The following is a 16,862-nucleotide window of genomic DNA, read 5'->3' on the forward strand; positions in this document are numbered from 1 at the left end:
GCCTCRGTCGCCGCAATCACTCGCTCACGCAAATCCTGGCTGTAAGCCCGTGCCATCCCGGCCTCCCGCGTCAGACAAGGAAGGAATCGCACTGTTCGCGGCGCTTGGGAATCCCGGCAGAATCGGAAAACCATGAACCTGCTCTAGCACCAGGAAGACGAAGAAGACGCAGAGATGCACGGCGCCTTCCAGCATCGTCGTGCGTGAGCCGGTGAAAGTCAGCGTGCTCAGCATCAGCGTCATCGCCAGGATGACCATATTGGTGGCCGACAGGCCGAGCGTGACCGGCTGGCCGGTGAGAAGGCCGATGCCCAGCACGGCAGGCACCGTCAGGCCAAGCGTCGAGGCTGCCGCACCCAGGCACAGATTGATCGCGCGCTGGAGCTGGTTGGCATTGATCGCGCGCAGGGCCGTAATGCATTCCGGCGTGAAGACGACCATCGCGATCAGGATGCCGCCGAGCGCCGGGGGGGCGTCGAGCTTGGCGATGCCGAAATCGAGCACGGCCGCCAGGCTCTTCGCCAGGATGACGATCGGCAGGATATTGGCCAGGAGCAGCCCGATATTGGGCAGGATGCTCCCGGACGCGGCGTGCCCGACGCCTTCGACCTGAGGCTGCGCTTCGCCGGTGCGTGCCGGCATGTCAGGCTCGATGAAGAAATCGCTGTGGCGGCCGGTCTGCAGGATCAGGAAGGCCGCGTAGAGCGCCAGGGTGAACAGCGAGAAGCAGATGGCCTGCACGTTGGTCAGCGTGCCGTCGCTGGTCGAGGTGGTGAAATTCGGCAGAACCAGCGCGATGACCGTCAGCGGGATGATCACGACCAGATAGGCGGTGGCACCTTGCAGATTGTAGCTCTGCTGGAAATGGCGCAGGCCGCCGAAGATCAGCCCGATGCCGACGACGCCGTTGAGCACGATCATCAGCACGGCGAACATCGTGTCGCGGCCAAGTGTCGGCGCCCCGGTTGCCCCGAGCATCACGGCCCCGATCAGCGCCACCTCGATGATGACGATCGAGAGCGTCAGGATCAGCGTGCCATAGGGTTCGCCCAGCCTGTGCGCCAGTTCCTCCGCCTCATGCACGACGCCGATCGCCGACCAGGCGATGATGCCGAGCAACCAGGCAAAGATCAGCATGGACAGGACGGGGGAGCCAAGCTGCCCGAGAATCGTCTTGCCGAAGAACAGATAAGCAAGGACCGAGGCCCAGGCGCAGATGAGGCGGATGATCATGCTGGTCAAAGACAGACCCCATCCTTGTGGCGGGCGGACGACAAACGAGACATCGCCCGGCGAGGACGCCGGGCGATGGACCGAGGGATATACGCGCGGCCTCGGAGGATCGTTGGCTCCGCCGCGCCTCATTCGCAAGTATTCACTGTCGGCGTAGCACATCCGTCGCCAGATGGTCGGACGAAACACCATCGATGAAAAAGACCGCGCCGGACGAATTGCGCATGCGCAAGGGCAGGATAGCCTGATAGGCCTCTGATTCGTACCAGGCCTTCGCGGCCGCACGGTTCGGGAACTCGATCACGATCAGGTCGCCCGACCAGCTGCCCTCCAGCAGCTCCGGCGGATCGCCATGGATGATGAAGCGCCCCTGGAACGGTGCCAGCGTCGCATCGATACCTTCGAGATAGCCAATGATCTCAGGTCCCAGAGCGACGTGGGTGAGGTGGGCCATGGCGTAGGTCTTCATCGTGAAATCCCCTTCGTTGTCAGCCGGGCTGGTCTGCCGATGTCGCGACCTTCGCCTGCAGATGGAATGAAGTCGATTACCTCCAGGGTTATCGCGGCAACCCGTTCGCAATCCCGCCGCAAACCCGCGCGACAGCTGGGGCATGACCAAGCGTCTCCTTCGTTCGCTGCTCTGCGGCGCCGCCCTCGTTACGGCCCTGATCGCGGCGGATCAGGGCAGGGCGCAGCCCGAGCCGAGCTTGCGCGCGGCCTGTTCCGAACTGCGGCAGGCGCTGCGGGGGCTCGAAGGGAAGGAGGGCGAACTCACGACCATCCAAGTCGAGGGAGAGTTGACCATGGTCCGCTCCGACGGGGCGCTGGTCTATCTCGCGCTCTGTCATGCGCCGGATCCGCAGGTTCTGTGCGTCACCTATGCCGAGAATGGCAGCAAGCTCGGCGACCGGGTCGTGGCCAGCGGCAGCTTCGAACGGGTCGGACCCAACCATGTGAAGCTCGATCCCTGTCTGCATCACGAACCGGACAAGGAGAGGCCGCGCTAAGGCATCGGCCCGAAAAGTGGATTGCGGTTTTCGGAAAAGCCGATGCAAAGACAAAGGGTTAGATCATCGGACTGGATACGATATCCGGTCCGATGATCTAAGGCATCGGCTCGAACAATGGATTGCGGTTTTCGGCACAGCCGATGATCCAAGGCCGTCCGGTGCAGCACGCGGTCAATCGGCGGCGAGCTTCTGGGCGAGCGGGCTGACCGCGTCCTCTGCCAGCATCGCGACCGGCTTGTCGGTGACGAGATACTGCGCCCGCGCGAGCGCGGCGAAGCGTCCGCCCCTGGCGACGAGTTCGTCGAAGGAGCCCATCTCGATGACGCGGCCCTGCTCGAAAACGAGAATCCGGTTGGCGTTGCGGATGGTGGCCAGGCGGTGCGCAATGACGAAAGTCGTGCGGCCCTTCATCACCTCGTCGAGCGCCTTCTGGAGCTTCACTTCCGTGGCAGCGTCGAGCGCGGAGGTGGCTTCGTCGAGAATCAGGATCGGTGGGTTCTTGAGGAGCGCGCGCGCGATCGAAAGGCGCTGGCGCTCGCCGCCAGACAGCGTGCGGCCGCGTTCGCCAACCAGGGTGTCGAGCCCGTCGGTCTGGCGCGCCATGACTTCGGTCGCCTGGGCCCGGTCGAGCGCCTCAAGCATCTCGGCATCGGTCGCGTCGGGCTTGCCGACGGTGAGATTCTCGCGGATCGAGCGAGCGAAGAGCATCGGCTCCTGAAAGACGACGCCGATATTGCGGCGCAGGCTGAGCAGCGAGATGTCCCGAATATCACTGCCATCGGCGAGGATACGGCCGGATTGCGGATCGAAGGCGCGGTGCAGCAGGCCGAGCGTGGTCGACTTGCCGGAGCCGGTCGAGCCGACAATGGCGATGGTCTCGCCGGGCTCGACGGCGAAGGACACGTCGGCGACCGCCGCGCGCTTGCCGTCATAGGAGAACGAAACGTCATCGAAGGTGATGCGGCCCTCGAGGCGGCCGACATCGGGCGCGCCCGGGAGATCGCGCACGGCCGGCATGGTGTCGAGCACCCCGAAGAATTCGCGCATCTTCGGCGCCTGCATGAAGATGAAGTTCACGAAGGAGACGATCTGCTCAAGCCGGCCGACCAGCATGGTGGCGAAGCCCATGAAGGTGACGATTTCACCGACGGTTGTCTGCCCCATCATCAGGAGCCAGGTGCCGACGACGAAGATCGCCAGCACGGTGAGCGTTGCCGAGGCGCGGGTTGCCACCGTCGCGATCGCCCACCAGGACAGCACCGGAAGCTGCGCCTCCAGCAGGCTGGCGATGGTGGAGCGCAGGCCGCGTACCTCCGCTTCGATGCGGGTGAAGCTCTGGATCACCGGGACATTGCCGAGCGCGTCCGAGGCGCGTTCGGCAAGGTTGGAGTGGTAACCTTCGACATTGCTCTGGAGCTTTTCGGTCTTGCGCAGCACGAAGGCCGTCAGCGTGCCAAAGAGCACGACGAGGCTGATCAGCAGCAGCCCGAGCTGCCAGTTCTTCCAGAGGGTGAAGGGCAGCAGGATGAAGAGCGCGACGAAGCTGGCGCAGTGTTCGCGGAAGAAGGAGAGCCATAGCGCCCACATGCCGCTGGTGCCTTCCAGCATCACCTTGAGCACCCGGCCGGAATGAGTCTGGGTGTGGTAGGCCAGCGGCAGGGTCAGGGCATGCTCGAAATAGTCGGCCATCACGGCGAGGCGGCGGCGATGGGCCAGCCGGTCGGCATGGAGGGCGACGAAAACGCTGGCTCCGATATTGAAGAGCCCGAAGCCGACCCAAGCCGCGATCAGGACATTGATGTCGCTCCAGTTTGGTCGCTGGCCGGAGCTCTGGATGCTGGTCAACCTGTCGATCAGCGTGCCGAACAGAATCGGCTCGGCGAAGGCTGCGGCCGCCAGCAGGATATTGGCGAGCGCAAGGATCAGCCCCAGCCGCTTTTCGGGGCCGAGTTCGCCGAGGACGCGGGCATAGAGCGCAAACAAGGACATCCGCGGAGCATTATCCGAGCCGCGGGCCTGAGCAAGTGCTCAAGCTTAACGCTTCGTTCAAACCGCTCCCGCTATGGTTACCAGACTGCCAAGACAGGGCGCTGCGCGGGTGCTGGATCTGCGTGGATCAGGATGGCTTAAATGGATATCGCAACCGGCGTCGGCATTCTGGGCGGTATCGCGACAATCATTTCGCTGATCATGATCGATGGTGGCAATTTCGCCGCCTATTGGGATAAGCACGCCGCGATCATCATCTTCGGTGGTGCCTCGGCCGCGACCATGCTGCGCTTCCCGTTCACCGTGATTGCCCATGGCATTCCGATGGGCTTCCGTTTCGCCTTCACGATGCGCTCGATCCATCCGCGCGAGTTGATCGACGAGATCACGCGCGTCGCCGAGATCGCCCGCAAGAGCGGCCCTGTCGCGCTGGAAAACGTCGAGGTCTCCGATCCGTTCCTGGCCCAGGGCCTGCGCTACATCGCCGACGGCTATGACAAGGAGTTCATCCGCGACACGATGGAGCGTGACCGCGACAACTTCCTGCAGCGGCTCGACGAGGGTTCGAAGGTCTATCGCGCCATCGGCGACTGCGCCCCGGCCTGGGGCATGATCGGCACGATTCTCGGCATGGTGACGATGTTCGCCAATATGAGCGACCCGTCCAAGCTTGGCCCCGCCATGGCGACGGCGCTGCTCGCGACGCTCTATGGAGCGATGGTCGCGAACATGTTCACGCTGCCAATCGCCGACAAGCTGCATATCAAGCTCGAGGAAGAAGAGATCTCGCGCACGCTGATCATCGACGGCGTCCTGCAGATGCGCGATGCCAAGAGCGCGACGCTGGTGCGCGAAATGCTGCTCGCCTATCTCCCCGACCATCATCGGGCCGAGATGGCCCAAGCGGCCTGACGGAAACCTGAGCGATGGCGAAGAAAAATCGCGGCGGCCATGGCGGTCACGGCTGGTTCGTGACCTTCGCCGATCTGATGGCGCTGCTGATGGCGTTCTTCGTCATGGTCGCGGCCTATTCGAGCCAGGACAAGAACAAGCTCCAGATCGTCGCGGGCTCGATGCGCGAGGCTTTCGGCACACAGACCGACATGCGGCTCGCCGGCATCGTCGAGGTCGACGGCATCCCGACCAAGACCCATATCAAGAACGCCTATATCCGGCCGCTCAGCGATGCGTCCGACACGACAGCGCCCAACCACAACCAGCAGAAGGAAGACGGCCTGGTCTCGGCGACGCATGACCGTGGCTTTGCGCTCGCGGCCGCCTCGCTCCGGCAGGCCCTGCGCGAGATGCCGGAGATCGCCGAGCTCTCGCGTAACATCCTGGTGGAGGTTTCCGAGGCGGGCATCGATATCCAGCTCGTCGATCAGGATGGGCGGGCGATGTTTGCCGAGGGCTCGGCGCAGCCGAACGAGCGCATGCGCAAGCTGCTCGCGGCCGTCGCCCCGACGCTGCGGCGGATGTCCAACAAGATCGCGATCACGGGCCATACGGCGGCGCCACGTCCCGGAGCGGCCCCGGAAGGCAATCCCTGGGAGCTCTCCGTGGCGCGTGCCGCGGCGGTCCGCGAGATCCTCAGCAATACGGGTGTCCCGGATGACCGCTTCGCCTCCGTCACCGGCAAGGGCGACACCGAGCCGCTGATCAAGGACAATCCTTATCTCGCCTATAACCGCCGTGTCGGGATCGTCCTCAAGGCGGATGCACCGCCGCTGCCCTTCGGCGCGAAACCCTGAGGCAGCTTCGTCTCAGCGCGTCAGCCTTGCCTCAGGGGGCGAGGATCAGTGCCCAGTAGACCTGATATTTCGAGCCCGGCGCATAGGCGGTGGCAATGCCCATGCGGGTGGCGCCCGGCGTCTTCATGACACGGTCGTGCTGCGGCGAGTCGCGCCAGCCCGAGAAAGCTTCGGCCAACCGCCGATAGCCGGCGGACAGATTGGCTTCCGCTCCCGGCTGGCCGGCCCGCGCCAGCCGCGCCTTGACGGCTTCGGCCTGGACTGGCTTGTCGGCCGCGGCCATGGCGCCGGCCTCCTGCTCGGCAGCCTCGACCAGGGCCGGATCAAGTTTCAGCGTGCCGAGCCCGTGGTTCATCCGGTAGGCCGAGATCATGGCGCGCGCCTCATTTGCATCGACCCGGGCCGAGGGCGAGCCGAGATCGCGGTAGAAAGCGGGCTGGCTGGTCCGGGCAGGCTCGGTGCAGCCGGCAATGCCGAAGACGGCGAGCGCACCGGCGACGAGGGCGGGGCAGGTCACGGTTCGGTGCGCCACGGCGGCTGCACGGAAAGGCTTGGGCATCGCATCATTCCTTGCTGTCGTCCTTGGACGCATCCTTGGCCGGCTCGGGCGCGTGCGTGGTTTCGCGCCGCACCTGCTCCTCCGGCTCCTCCTCCTCCCCCGTCTCACCGTTGAGGAGGCGGGGCCTTGATGCGCGCGCGGTGGTTACGGCTTTCTTGCGATGCGAAGGCTTTGTTTCGCGCCCGACGGCGGCGGCGATGTCTCCGAGCGATTGTTCGATTCCGTCGAGGCCCTTGACGAGCAGCTCTGCGCCGGCTGCCGGCCCTTCCATTTCGGTCAGGCGCTTGTGAATGGCGAAGTTGAGATCGCTGGTGACGCGGCCGACGATGTCGACATCCGCGACGACGCAGATCAGGTCGAAATCCATCGTCGAGGTGCCGATCTTCTTGAACTGCACGGTTGGCGGCGGCTTCTGTAACACGTCGCCATGGGAGTGGGCGGCCTCGGCGAGCATCGTGCGCACGTCGGACGCGTCCAAACTCCTGGGCACGGTGATCGAGATCAGCGAGCGGCCGGTGCGATCGGCGCGCACCCGGTTCCTGACCACACCCGAGACGAGGTTGGAGTTCGGCACGATCACGGTCGAGCGATCGAAGGTCGCGATCTCGGTCGAGCGGACATTGATGCGCTTGACGATGCCTTCCGCGTCGCCGACCACGACCTGATCGCCGACCCGGATCGGGCGCTCCCACAGCAGGATCAGCCCCGAGACGAAATTCGAGACCACGGACTGCAGGCCAAAACCGATACCGACGGAGAGGGCGCTGGCGACGAGGGTCAGGCGTTCGAGGCTGAGACCCAGCGCAGAGACGGAGAGCGCGACGGCTGCGGCATAGCCGAGATAGCCGGCGGCGGTGATGATCGAGTTGCGCAAACCGGTATCGAGCTGCGTCGTCGGCAGGAACTTGCCTTCAAGCCAGCCCTGGGCGCCGCGTGTCGCCGTCAGGGCGAGCGCGAAGAGCAACCCGGAGACGATGATCGAGGACAGCGAGATCGTGACGCCGCCGACCTGGAAACCGAAGAAGGCGGCGCGCAGCGATGTCAGGAAATCGACCGATTCCAGGCCCCAGGGGGCCAGCGCGAGCATCAACGTCACCACGATCAGCACGAGCTTGAGCAGCCCGGTGACGATGACGGCGATCTTCTGCAGCGCCGAGCCCCGGATGCCGACGCCGGCCTTCAGGGTCAGCGCGAAATGTCCGTTGCCGGTCAAGAGCTCGCTGATGCCGAGATCGAGCAGCTGGTAGGCAAGGACGAACAGGCAGGCGAGAATGCCGAGCCAGAGCACCTGCTCGGTCAGGAAGGAGGCGAAGACGACATAGCCCGTCAATGCAGCCAATGCGATGACGAGGCCGACGATCCAGCCGAAGATGCGGATCGGCCCGAGCGAGGCGCCATCGACTGCCACATAGGGGCCGAGACAGGCCTCCTCCTCGACTTCCTTGTCGTCGCGAAGCTGGTAAAGCCCGGCGATCAGGACCGCCGCGAAGACGAGCACAACCACGCCGCGGACGACAATCGACGATGCCAGGCTGGCGGCGATGGCCTGGAGCCAGGCCTCGAGCACCTTGCCGGTCGATACAACGAGCGCGAGCGACGCCGCGATCCAGACCACGGTCCGGGCCGTCGAGTCCATGACGCTGACAAGGCGCCGCTGCGGCTTGTTGGGAGCAAACAGCGCGTCGGCCAATGCCTGGACGAAAGCGAAGATCGCGAGCCCGACGACGATCGCCCAGATGACCGGCTGGATGCGTGGCGGCAGGAGGCCCGCAGTTTTGAGCGCGGCGTAGATCAACCAGCTTGCGAGCGCCGGTGGGGCCGCACCGGCCACGATATGGGCGAGCGCGACGTGAAGGCAGCGCAAGCTGTTGGTATCGCCTGTTGGATCGAGCCGTTCCGCAAAGCGCGGCAGGTAGCGTGCACGGGCGACGTAGAGCAGGATCGCGCCGAGGAGGGCGACAGCGACAAGCGCTCCGCGGGCCGTGCTGGATGCTTCGACGACGACGGAGAGCCAGTCCCCGAAGATCAGGCCGGACGCGCGCATGTCCTCCGGCGAGGTCGACAGTGCTGCGCCCCAGAGCTCCGGGTTGACGATGGCGGGCCCCGGCGCGAACAAGGCCTTGGCGAAGAGGTCGCGGCGCCGGTCGCCGATGCTGGCCAGAAGCTGTTCTGCCTGGAGAAGGGCCGAGCGCGAGATCTTCAAAGTCTCGTCAGCGTCGGCAAACGCCTTCTCTCGCGTTTCGCGCTCTCGGACGACTTCGGCGGATTCGGCCGGCGCCTTTGCGTCGGGCTTCGGGCCAAGCTGCTCGATGCGCAACTTGGCCTGCTCGGTCTTCGGAGCCTGTTCCTCGGTGATATGGCGGAGCTGTTCGAGCAGAGGCTGCAGCCTGAGCCGGTGGCGCTGCAGCTCGGCATCGGTCGCATTCGGATTGGCGAAGAGGGTCTCGATCTGGGCGAGTTCGGCACGCGCTGCGTCGAGACGCGTCCTGGCCGGGGCCGGATCGGGAGCCTGGGCCCAGCTCTGTGCGGCAAAGATCAGGGCTATGGCCAGAAGCCCAAGCGCTGCCAGTGCGGCGCGCCACGCCGTGGCGATGGAAACCTCTCGTATGGCGCGGGCCGTCATGGCGATCCTGGCTCGTTCAGGCTGATTCGACGCGATGCCGCACCTCGCCCTCTCCAGCTGCGTAAGGCAAGGCGAGATCGGAAAATGCGTCGGATGGGGCAAGGACGGCACCTTGTTGCTGGGAATGCCGAACTGGCGCCTGATTCATCACATTGATGTGAGAAATGGAGCAGTCAGCGAAATGCGAGGATTGCCCTGATCGTCGATAATCAGGACGTGATCATGGCGATCAGGGGGCTGATTGCGCATTTTTGGGTCGATCCTGCTGGGATCGTACAGGTCATCCCGGAGCGGAGCGTCTGGGATACGGGCGCGGCGCTCGCACTTTTGGCATTGGCTCAAGGTCGCTTTCTGGATTTCAATCTCATCTAAATACAATCTGTCCGCGTGCCCGTTGGCACGGTGGACTCCTGGCGAGGCGCGCTGGCTCTCTCGCCACTCTTCTGAAATCGAACCGGGAGGTTGCGGTGGCGAAGCTGAGCATAAACGGCAAAGTGGTGGATGTGGCGGTCGATGGCGACACGCCGCTGCTTTGGGTGATACGCGAAAAGATCGGCCTGACCGGAACGAAATATGGCTGCGGCGTCGCGCAATGCGGTGCCTGTACCGTGCATATCGACGGGGTCGCGGCGCGCTCCTGCGCTCTCCCCGTGAGTGCCGTTTCGGCGGAACAGAAGATCGTCACCATCGAAGGGCTTTCGCCGGATGGATCGCATCCGGTGCAGAAAGCCTGGATCGCTCATGATGTTCCGCAATGCGGCTACTGCCAGAGCGGTATGATCATGGCCGCTGCTGCGCTCCTCCAGGCCAATCCCAAGCCGAGCGACGCCGATATCGCCAATGAAATGACCAATATCTGCCGTTGCGGCACCTATACGCGGGTCAAGGCGGCAATCCTGGATGTGGCGGCCAGCGGCACGCTCGGCCGGGGCTAAGCCTCTTCGCGTCGGCCCGGCTGAGCGTCGGTCCGCATGTTTCACGTTTCGCCTGGGTAGGGTCGAGCGCGACGGGCCAGGTGCCCTTGCTCCCCTGCTTCCCTAACGGAATCTGGAGAACGATATGATTTCTGCCTCGGCTGACACATCTGCGACCCTGTCCCGCCGCACCATGCTCGCCGGCTCCGCTGCGGCGGCCGGGGCCTTCACCTTCGGCTTTGCCATACCGTTCGCTGGCGAGGCGATGGCGCAGGGGGCCGTCAAGGAAATCAATGCGTGGGTGGTGGTCCATCCCGACGACAAGGTGGTGATCCGCATCGCCCGCTCCGAAATGGGGCAGGGGACGCTGACGGGGCTCGCCCAGCTCGTCGCCGAGGAACTGAACTGCGACTGGGCCAGGGTGACGACCGAATATCCGACGCCGGGCCAGAACGTCGCGCGCAACCGCGTCTGGGGCAATTTTTCGACGGGTGGCAGCCGTGGCATCCGGGAATCGCATGAGTATGTCCGCAAGGGCGGCGCGGCGGCGCGAATGATGCTGATCCGGGCTGCCGCGAACCAGTGGAGCGTGCCGGCGGCGGAGTGCTCCGCCGAGAAGAGCATCATCACGCACAAGGCTTCCGGCCGCTCGCTGCGATATGGGCAGGTCGCCGAGGCGGCGTCGAAGCTCGAGGCTCCCAAGGATGTTCCGCTCAAGGATCCGAAGGACTGGACGATTGCCGGCAAGCCGCTGAAGCGGCTCGACACGGTCGACAAGACCAATGGCGCCAAGATCTACGGCATCGATCTGAAGATGCCCGGCATGCTCAATGCCGCAATCAAGGACTGCCCGGTCTTCGGCGGCAAGGTGAAGAGTTTCGACGCTGCCAAGGTCAAGGCCATGCCGGGTGTGACGCATGTCGTGCCGGTGGGCGAGACGGCCGTCGCCGTCGTCGCCGAGACCTGGTGGCAGGCGAAGACGGCACTCGATGCGCTGCCGATCGAGTGGGACAATGGCGAGAATGCCAAGGTCTCGAGCGAGAGCATCGCTGCTTGGCTCAAGGAAGGTCTCGATGCGCCCGAAGCCGTCATCGGTAACCAGGTCGGAGACGCGAAGGCTGCGATCGCCAAGGCGGCGCGTGTCGTCGAGTCGGTCTATTCCTACCCCTTCCAGAACCACGCCACGATGGAGCCGATGAACGCGACGGCGCGCTACACGCCGGAGCGCTGCGAGGTCTGGACCCCGACCCAGAACGGGGAGGCGGCACTGGCTGCGGCGTCCGAAGCCTCGGGACTGCCGATCGCCAAATGCGAGGCCTACAAGATCGATCTTGGCGGCGGGTTTGGCCGGCGCGGCGCGGTGCATGACTGGGTCAGGCAAGTGGTTGCCATCGCCAAGCAGATTCCCGGCACGCCGATCAAGCTGGTCTGGTCGCGCGAGGAGGACATGCTGCATGGCCGCTACCACCCGGTGACGCAGTGCAAACTGACCGGCGGGCTCGACAAGGATGGCAATCTGACCGGGCTGCACATGCGCATTTCCGGCCAGTCGATCGTTGCCGGCATCTTCCCGCAGAACATCCAGAACGGGCGTGACCCCGCCGTCTTCCAGGGCCTCAATCCCCCGGGGCCGGAGGCTTCGATCGGATATGGCATCCCGAATCTGCTGATCGACCATGCGATGCGCAATCCGCATGTGCCGCCCGGCTTCTGGCGCGGCGTGAACCTGAACCAGAACACGATCTATCTCGAATGCTTCATGGACGAGCTCGCCCATGCGGCGGGCAAGGACCCGCTCGAATTCCGCCGGGCGCTGATGAAGAACCATCCCAAGCATCTGGCAGTTCTCAATGCGGTCGCCGAGAAGGCGGAATGGGGCAAGACCCTGCCGGCCGGGGTCTATCGCGGCATCTGCCAGACCATGGGTTTTGGCTCCTATGTCGCGGCGGTCGCGGAGGTTTCGGTCAGCGCAGAGGGCAAGCTGAAGATTCACCGTATCGTCGCGGCGACCGACCCGGGCCACGCCGTCAACCCGGCCCAGATCGAGCGCCAGGTCGAGGGCTCCTTCGTCTATGGCCTTTCGGCGGCGCTCTATGGCGAGTGCACGGTCAAGGACGGGCGCATGGTCGAGGAGAATTTCGACACCTACACCGTGCTGCGCCTGGATGAGATGCCGGTGGTCGAGACGGTGATCGTTCCGTCCGGCGGTTTCTGGGGTGGCGTCGGCGAACCGACGATCGCGGTTGCCGCCCCGGCGGTGTTCAACGCGATCTTCGCGGCGATCGGCAAGCGTGTGCGCTCGGTCCCGCTGAAGAACATGGATCTGCGGAAGGCCTAGGACCCGGCGTGTGACGCGCCTCGGCTTCGCCACAGCCCTCCTGCTCGGAGGACTGGCTTCCTCCCGGCCGGGCGCGGCGCTGGAGCCCTACGCCGTCGTCGGGGACGCGATTCCAAAGGCTCTCGGCGCGCGTGTCGGCGATGTGGCGCGAGGGCAGGCCATCCTGCGCGACCGGGAGCGCGGCAATTGCCTGATCTGTCATCAGGGGGCGGATCCGGCAGAGCCGTTCCAGGGTGCGATAGGACCGCCACTGGCCGGCATCGGGGCCCGGCTCGACGCCGGGCAGATCAGGCTGAGGCTGGTCGATTCATCGCGGCTCAATCCGGAGACGGTGATGCCGCCCTATTACCGGACCGAGGGCTTGCACGATGTCGGCCCGGTCTATCGTGGCAAGCCGGCTCTGTCGGAGCAGGAGATCGAGGATGTCGTTGCCTATCTCGCCACTCTCAAGACATTCTGAGTCCGCCCCGAGCCGGCGTGACATCGTCGTCGGTGCTGCGGCCGGGATCGGCCTTGCCAGCCTGCCGAAGGTGGCGATGGCTGCGACGCAGCCGGCGCTGCCGGAGCTGATCGCGCGGCTGACCGATGGCGCGGTGCCGGAGCGCGGCAGGATCACGCTGGAGATTCCGGCGCTCGTCGAGAACGGCAATTCGGTCGATACGAGTATCGTGGTCGAGAGCCCGATGACGGAGGCGGACCATGTCCGCTGGATTCATCTTATCGCCGAGAAGAACCCGTTCCCGGACATGGCGCGGTTTCATCTTGGCCCCCGCTCCGGCCGCGCCGAGGTCGCGACCACTTTGCGGCTGGCGACCTCGCAGAAGGTTACCGTCGTCGCTGCGCTCAGCACGGGGGGCTATCTCATGAGCGATGCCGATGTCGTCGTGACGTTGAGCGCCTGCATCGACGGCGGATGAGGAGAGATCTCCGATGGCATTCAACGCCCGCATCAGCATGCCGACGGAAGCTCGCGCCGGCGAGATCATCGAGATCCGCGTTCTGACGCGGCATCCGATGGATCGCGGCGGCCAATCCGACGGCAAGGGAGGCACCGTTCCGCGGAAAATCCTGAACCGGCTGACGGCGACCTATTCCGGGGAACCGATCTTCCGGCTCGACATGTATACGGGGGTCTCGGCCAATCCCTTCGTCTCCTTCACGACGCGCGCGGTCGAGACGGGCGACATCGTCTTCGAATGGCGCGAGGACGGCGGAGCGGTCTTCACCCGGACGGCCAGGCTGACGGTGACGTGAGCCCGGGCGATGTGGTTGAAGCTGGCCTTGGGACTCCTGATCGCGACGCTCGGCACAGCCGCGGGCGGCGAAGAGATCACCTCGGGGAGCGCCTTCCTGTCGCCCGATCTGCGCCGGCAGCAGGATGATCCGACGCGAAACCCGGCCTGGTTCTGGGTCGAGCAGGGTCAGGAACTTTTCAGTCGCAAGCCGGGGGCCAGCCAGGCCTGCAGCCAGTGCCATGCCGAGCCGGAGAGGAGCCTGCGTGGCGCGGCGACGCATTATCCGCGGGTGGATGCCGGCACCGGGCAGCTCCTGAATCTCGAGGGGCGCATCGAACAGTGCCGCGTGGAGCGGCAGAAGCAGCCGGCCTTCGGCTATGAGAGCGGTGAGCTTCTGGCGCTGACGGCCTATGTCGCTTCGTTGTCGCGGGGCTTGCCGATGGACGTCGAGACCCGCGGTCCGGCACAACCTTTCTACGACGCGGGCAGGGCCTTCTTCGAGCGCCGCCAGGGGCAGCTCAACCTCTCCTGCAAGCAATGCCATGACGGGCTGGTTGGCCAGAAGTTGCGCGGCGACACGATCAGCCATGGCGCGGGGACCGGCTATCCGGCCTATCGGCTGGAATGGGACGGCGTCGGTTCGCTGCATCGGCGCTTGCGCGCCTGCTCGCTCGGCGTCCGGGCGACGCAGTTCGACTACGGCGCGCCGGAATATCTGGCGCTCGAGCTCTATCTTGCCGGGCGTGCGCGCGGCCTGCCGATCGAGACGCCGGCCATGCGGCGTTAGATCATCGGACCGGATATCGTATCCGGTCCGATGATCTAACCATCTGTGATTGCATCGGCTTTCCCGAAAACCGCAATCCACTTTTCGGGCCGATGCTTTAGCTCTTGGCGGACCGACCGGGAACCGTCACGATCCCGGCACATTCATGTCGGAGATCCGGCGAATGCCTCGCCTGCCTGTCCTGCTTGCCGCCCTCGGGTTCGCCAGCGTTGCCGTTGCCCAGCCGGCTCCCGAACCTCCGGCTGCTGTTGCGGTCCCGTCGAGTCCGGCGCCCTTCGTTCTGAAGGACACTGAGGTCCGGACGATCCATGCCAAGACGCTGCAGCGCCACTACGAGATCTATGTCAGCCTGCCGGTCTCCTATCACTCCTCGCCACGCCGGCGCTTTCCCGTGCTGTTCGTCACCGATGCCGATTACGCCTTCCCGCTGGTGCGCAGCATTGCCCGCCGGGTCGGCAATCGCGGCCAGGGGCTGGAAGAGTTCATTCTGGTCGGTCTCTCCTACGCGCTCGGCGACACGCCGCAGTTCAGCCGCCGCCGGGACTACACGCCGACGCCCAATGGCGAAAAGACGAAGGACGAATCCGGCCGGACACCGATCTTCGGCGAAGCAGAGCCCTATCGCCGCTTTCTTGCCGACGAGGTGATGCCCTTCGTTGCCGCGACCTATCGCACCGACACCAATCGCAGCATCTTTGCCGGCCATTCCTATGGCGGGCTGCTCGGCGTCCACATCCTGCTGACCGAGCCGAAGATGTTCTCGCATTATATCATCGGCAGCCCTTCGCTCTGGTACGACCAGAAGGTGATGCTTGCGCGCGAGCGCACCTATGCCGAGACGAACAAGGACCTGAAGGCCGATGTGCTGATGGCGATCGCTTCCTTCGAGACGATCAGCAAGGCCTCGCCGCGCTATAGCGGCAAGCTCGACATGATCGCCGACCTGCAGGAATTCGAGAAGGCGCTCCGCTCGCACAACTATCCCGGCCTGAAGCTGACCACGGAGATCATCCAGGACGAGGATCATCTCACTGTCTTCCCCGCGATCATCACGCGTGGGCTGATGTGGGCGCTGCCGGCAAAGCGGAGCTGAGCGGTCAGCCCTTCTTATCGTCGGCCTTTCCATTCTTGGCCTTGCCGCGGCCCTTCGGCTTCGTCCGGTTCTGGTAGCTTGCATTGCCAAGGCCGGTGCCGATGGTCAGCACCGCCCAATGCTCGACATCCTGCATTGACGGCATCTCGCTCAGTCCCTGGATGACGGCGTCGTTATGCATCACGACCGTCGTCTCGTGTCCGCCGATCTCGGGGACCATCTCGCGGATGCTCTCGACCAGGTTGAACCGGCTGCTTTGCCAGTTGCCAGGCAGGTTCTGCGCGCCGCGGTCGATCGAGCCGTCCCGTTCGATCAGGCCGGGGCAGCCGACGCCGATAAAGGGAGCAACGCGGAGGCCCGCCTTGCCGGCCTGCTTGATCTGGGCATCGAGCATCTTGCCGAGCCGCTTGATTGCGTCGTCGCGATTGGTCTCCTCGTCGGCGTGGCGCCAGAGTTCGGATTGCCAGACCTTGGCCTTGGCGAGGTCAGGCGCCTTGTCCTGGCGCAGCTCGACGATGCCGGCGCGAATATTCGAGCCGCCGATATCGACGGCGACGAGGCTGTCATAGGCCTCGAAGATCCATTTCGGCGCAAGATGGGCGCTACCGACCAGCCCGGCCTCGTCGGGATGATGGCGGATCGGCACAAGGTCGATACTATGTCCGTCGGTCTGCAGGATGATGCCGGCACGCGCGATCGCAAGCTCGCCGACCCTGCTCTGGCGGAATCCGCCGCCGACCACGATACGCTCGACGGTGCTCCAGGGCTTCAGCCTGGCGAAGCGGCGAATGACGAAGGCCAGCGACTGGGCGTAGCGTTCGATGGCGCTGAGGATGAGAGCCGCCTCGCGCGGCTCGCCTTCCCCCAGCAGCGCATCGAGCTCCTTCTTGCCGATCTTGTCGGAGTCGACCGTGATGGGGTCTTCGCCGGTCCGGCGCAGGTGCTCGCGAAGGGCGTCGAGATGCTCGAGAAATGCGCCACGTTTAGCCTTGTCGCCAACGAAGCCGTCCTCGTCGCGAACCTCCAGATTATAGCTGGTGACGACAACCGAAGGCAGGTCATCCACTCCGTGAGGACCGCCCGCGCGTGCTTTCGTCGTCATTTCGGCTGCCATGTTCCGCTATCCCCCGTGTGGACTCCCGAAGGGAACGGCCTCGGTGCTCCCAGGGTTCCGTAAGCTGGCGGCATATCGCCTCCTGGGATGAACAGCGCATGGCGCCCCTGCGCGGCGCGCGCGGGGAAGACCGCCCCCTGCGATTGACCTCGCGGGGCCTCTTCCCTTCCATGGCGGCCAAGGCGCGACGGTCGATGCGCCATGGCTGGTTTCCGG

At 65.0% G+C, this 16,862-nt stretch carries 17 protein-coding genes; 11 read left to right on the forward strand and 6 right to left on the reverse strand.

Going from position 1 to position 16,862, the window contains the following annotated elements; genetic code table 11:
• Window positions 1-24: 24 nt before the first annotated feature.
• Both AC1DGP_RS32275 and AC1DGP_RS32280 read right to left on the reverse strand, forming a co-directional pair.
• Window positions 25-1,233, reverse strand: a complete 1,209-nt coding sequence (locus tag AC1DGP_RS32275; RefSeq protein ID WP_476833072.1) for a calcium:cation antiporter — start codon at window positions 1,231-1,233, stop codon at window positions 25-27.
• Between the two features lie 142 nt (window positions 1,234-1,375).
• Window positions 1,376-1,702: a DUF1330 domain-containing protein gene (locus AC1DGP_RS32280; RefSeq protein WP_441505717.1), complete on the reverse strand. Its 327-nt coding sequence runs from the start codon at window positions 1,700-1,702 to the stop codon at window positions 1,376-1,378.
• Between the two features lie 142 nt (window positions 1,703-1,844).
• Here AC1DGP_RS32280 and AC1DGP_RS32285 point away from each other — a divergent pair, with 142 nt between their 5' ends.
• Window positions 1,845-2,240 (forward strand): hypothetical protein, encoded by a 396-nt coding sequence (locus tag AC1DGP_RS32285; RefSeq protein ID WP_441505716.1) that lies wholly within the window; start codon window positions 1,845-1,847, stop codon window positions 2,238-2,240.
• A gap of 174 nt (window positions 2,241-2,414) precedes the next feature.
• Here AC1DGP_RS32285 and AC1DGP_RS32290 read toward each other — a convergent pair whose 3' ends face one another.
• The gene (locus tag AC1DGP_RS32290) at window positions 2,415-4,232 is read right to left on the reverse strand and encodes a glucan ABC transporter ATP-binding protein/ permease (protein WP_441492518.1); all 1,818 of its coding nucleotides are present in this window, start codon (window positions 4,230-4,232) and stop codon (window positions 2,415-2,417) included.
• Window positions 4,233-4,373: 141 nt separating this feature from the next.
• On the opposite strand from AC1DGP_RS32290, the gene AC1DGP_RS32295 reads away from it, so the two are divergent.
• Both AC1DGP_RS32295 and AC1DGP_RS32300 read left to right on the forward strand, forming a co-directional pair.
• Window positions 4,374-5,144, forward strand: a complete 771-nt coding sequence (locus AC1DGP_RS32295; RefSeq protein WP_441505715.1) for a motility protein A — start codon at window positions 4,374-4,376, stop codon at window positions 5,142-5,144.
• Window positions 5,145-5,158: 14 nt separating this feature from the next.
• Complete coding sequence (locus AC1DGP_RS32300) at window positions 5,159-5,983, forward strand: OmpA/MotB family protein (RefSeq protein WP_441492520.1); 825 nt, start codon at window positions 5,159-5,161, stop codon at window positions 5,981-5,983.
• Between the two features lie 31 nt (window positions 5,984-6,014).
• On the opposite strand, the gene AC1DGP_RS32305 is transcribed toward AC1DGP_RS32300, so the two are convergent.
• Together AC1DGP_RS32305 and AC1DGP_RS32310 are read right to left on the reverse strand one after the other, a co-directional pair.
• On the reverse strand, window positions 6,015-6,542 hold the full coding sequence (locus tag AC1DGP_RS32305) for a CAP domain-containing protein (RefSeq protein WP_441492521.1): 528 nt from the start codon (window positions 6,540-6,542) through the stop codon (window positions 6,015-6,017).
• Window positions 6,543-6,546: 4 nt separating this feature from the next.
• Complete coding sequence (locus AC1DGP_RS32310; RefSeq protein ID WP_441505714.1) at window positions 6,547-9,165, reverse strand: DUF3772 domain-containing protein; 2,619 nt, start codon at window positions 9,163-9,165, stop codon at window positions 6,547-6,549.
• A gap of 222 nt (window positions 9,166-9,387) precedes the next feature.
• On the opposite strand from AC1DGP_RS32310, the gene AC1DGP_RS32315 reads away from it, so the two are divergent.
• The 8 genes from AC1DGP_RS32315 to AC1DGP_RS32350 all read left to right on the forward strand — a co-directional run bounded on the left by AC1DGP_RS32315 (window position 9,388) and on the right by AC1DGP_RS32350 (window position 15,532).
• Complete coding sequence (locus AC1DGP_RS32315) at window positions 9,388-9,537, forward strand: hypothetical protein (RefSeq protein ID WP_441505713.1); 150 nt, start codon at window positions 9,388-9,390, stop codon at window positions 9,535-9,537.
• 95 nt (window positions 9,538-9,632) lie between these two features.
• Complete coding sequence (locus tag AC1DGP_RS32320) at window positions 9,633-10,100, forward strand: (2Fe-2S)-binding protein (RefSeq protein ID WP_441505712.1); 468 nt, start codon at window positions 9,633-9,635, stop codon at window positions 10,098-10,100.
• 124 nt (window positions 10,101-10,224) lie between these two features.
• On the forward strand, window positions 10,225-12,417 hold the full coding sequence (locus AC1DGP_RS32325) for a xanthine dehydrogenase family protein molybdopterin-binding subunit (protein WP_441505711.1): 2,193 nt from the start codon (window positions 10,225-10,227) through the stop codon (window positions 12,415-12,417).
• A 10-nt stretch (window positions 12,418-12,427) separates the two neighbouring features.
• Window positions 12,428-12,877: a sulfur oxidation c-type cytochrome SoxX gene (gene soxX, locus AC1DGP_RS32330; protein ID WP_441505710.1), complete on the forward strand. Its 450-nt coding sequence runs from the start codon at window positions 12,428-12,430 to the stop codon at window positions 12,875-12,877.
• Window positions 12,840-13,334, forward strand: coding sequence for a thiosulfate oxidation carrier protein SoxY (locus AC1DGP_RS32335; RefSeq protein WP_441505709.1), 495 nt, complete (start codon window positions 12,840-12,842; stop codon window positions 13,332-13,334). The genes soxX and AC1DGP_RS32335 overlap by 38 nt, the downstream gene beginning before the upstream one ends.
• Window positions 13,335-13,347: 13 nt before the next feature.
• On the forward strand, window positions 13,348-13,671 hold the full coding sequence (locus tag AC1DGP_RS32340; protein ID WP_069878835.1) for a thiosulfate oxidation carrier complex protein SoxZ: 324 nt from the start codon (window positions 13,348-13,350) through the stop codon (window positions 13,669-13,671).
• A 9-nt stretch (window positions 13,672-13,680) separates the two neighbouring features.
• A complete protein-coding gene (gene soxA / locus AC1DGP_RS32345) occupies window positions 13,681-14,439 on the forward strand; it encodes a sulfur oxidation c-type cytochrome SoxA (protein WP_441505708.1) in 759 nt (252 codons plus the stop codon).
• A gap of 163 nt (window positions 14,440-14,602) precedes the next feature.
• Window positions 14,603-15,532, forward strand: a complete 930-nt coding sequence (locus AC1DGP_RS32350; protein ID WP_476833069.1) for an alpha/beta hydrolase — start codon at window positions 14,603-14,605, stop codon at window positions 15,530-15,532.
• 4 nt (window positions 15,533-15,536) lie between these two features.
• On the opposite strand, the gene AC1DGP_RS32355 is transcribed toward AC1DGP_RS32350, so the two are convergent.
• Window positions 15,537-16,646 (reverse strand): ROK family protein, encoded by a 1,110-nt coding sequence (locus tag AC1DGP_RS32355; protein ID WP_441493178.1) that lies wholly within the window; start codon window positions 16,644-16,646, stop codon window positions 15,537-15,539.
• Window positions 16,647-16,862: the final 216 nt, after the last annotated feature.

This window comes from Allobosea sp. 05T433, assembly GCF_056396065.1.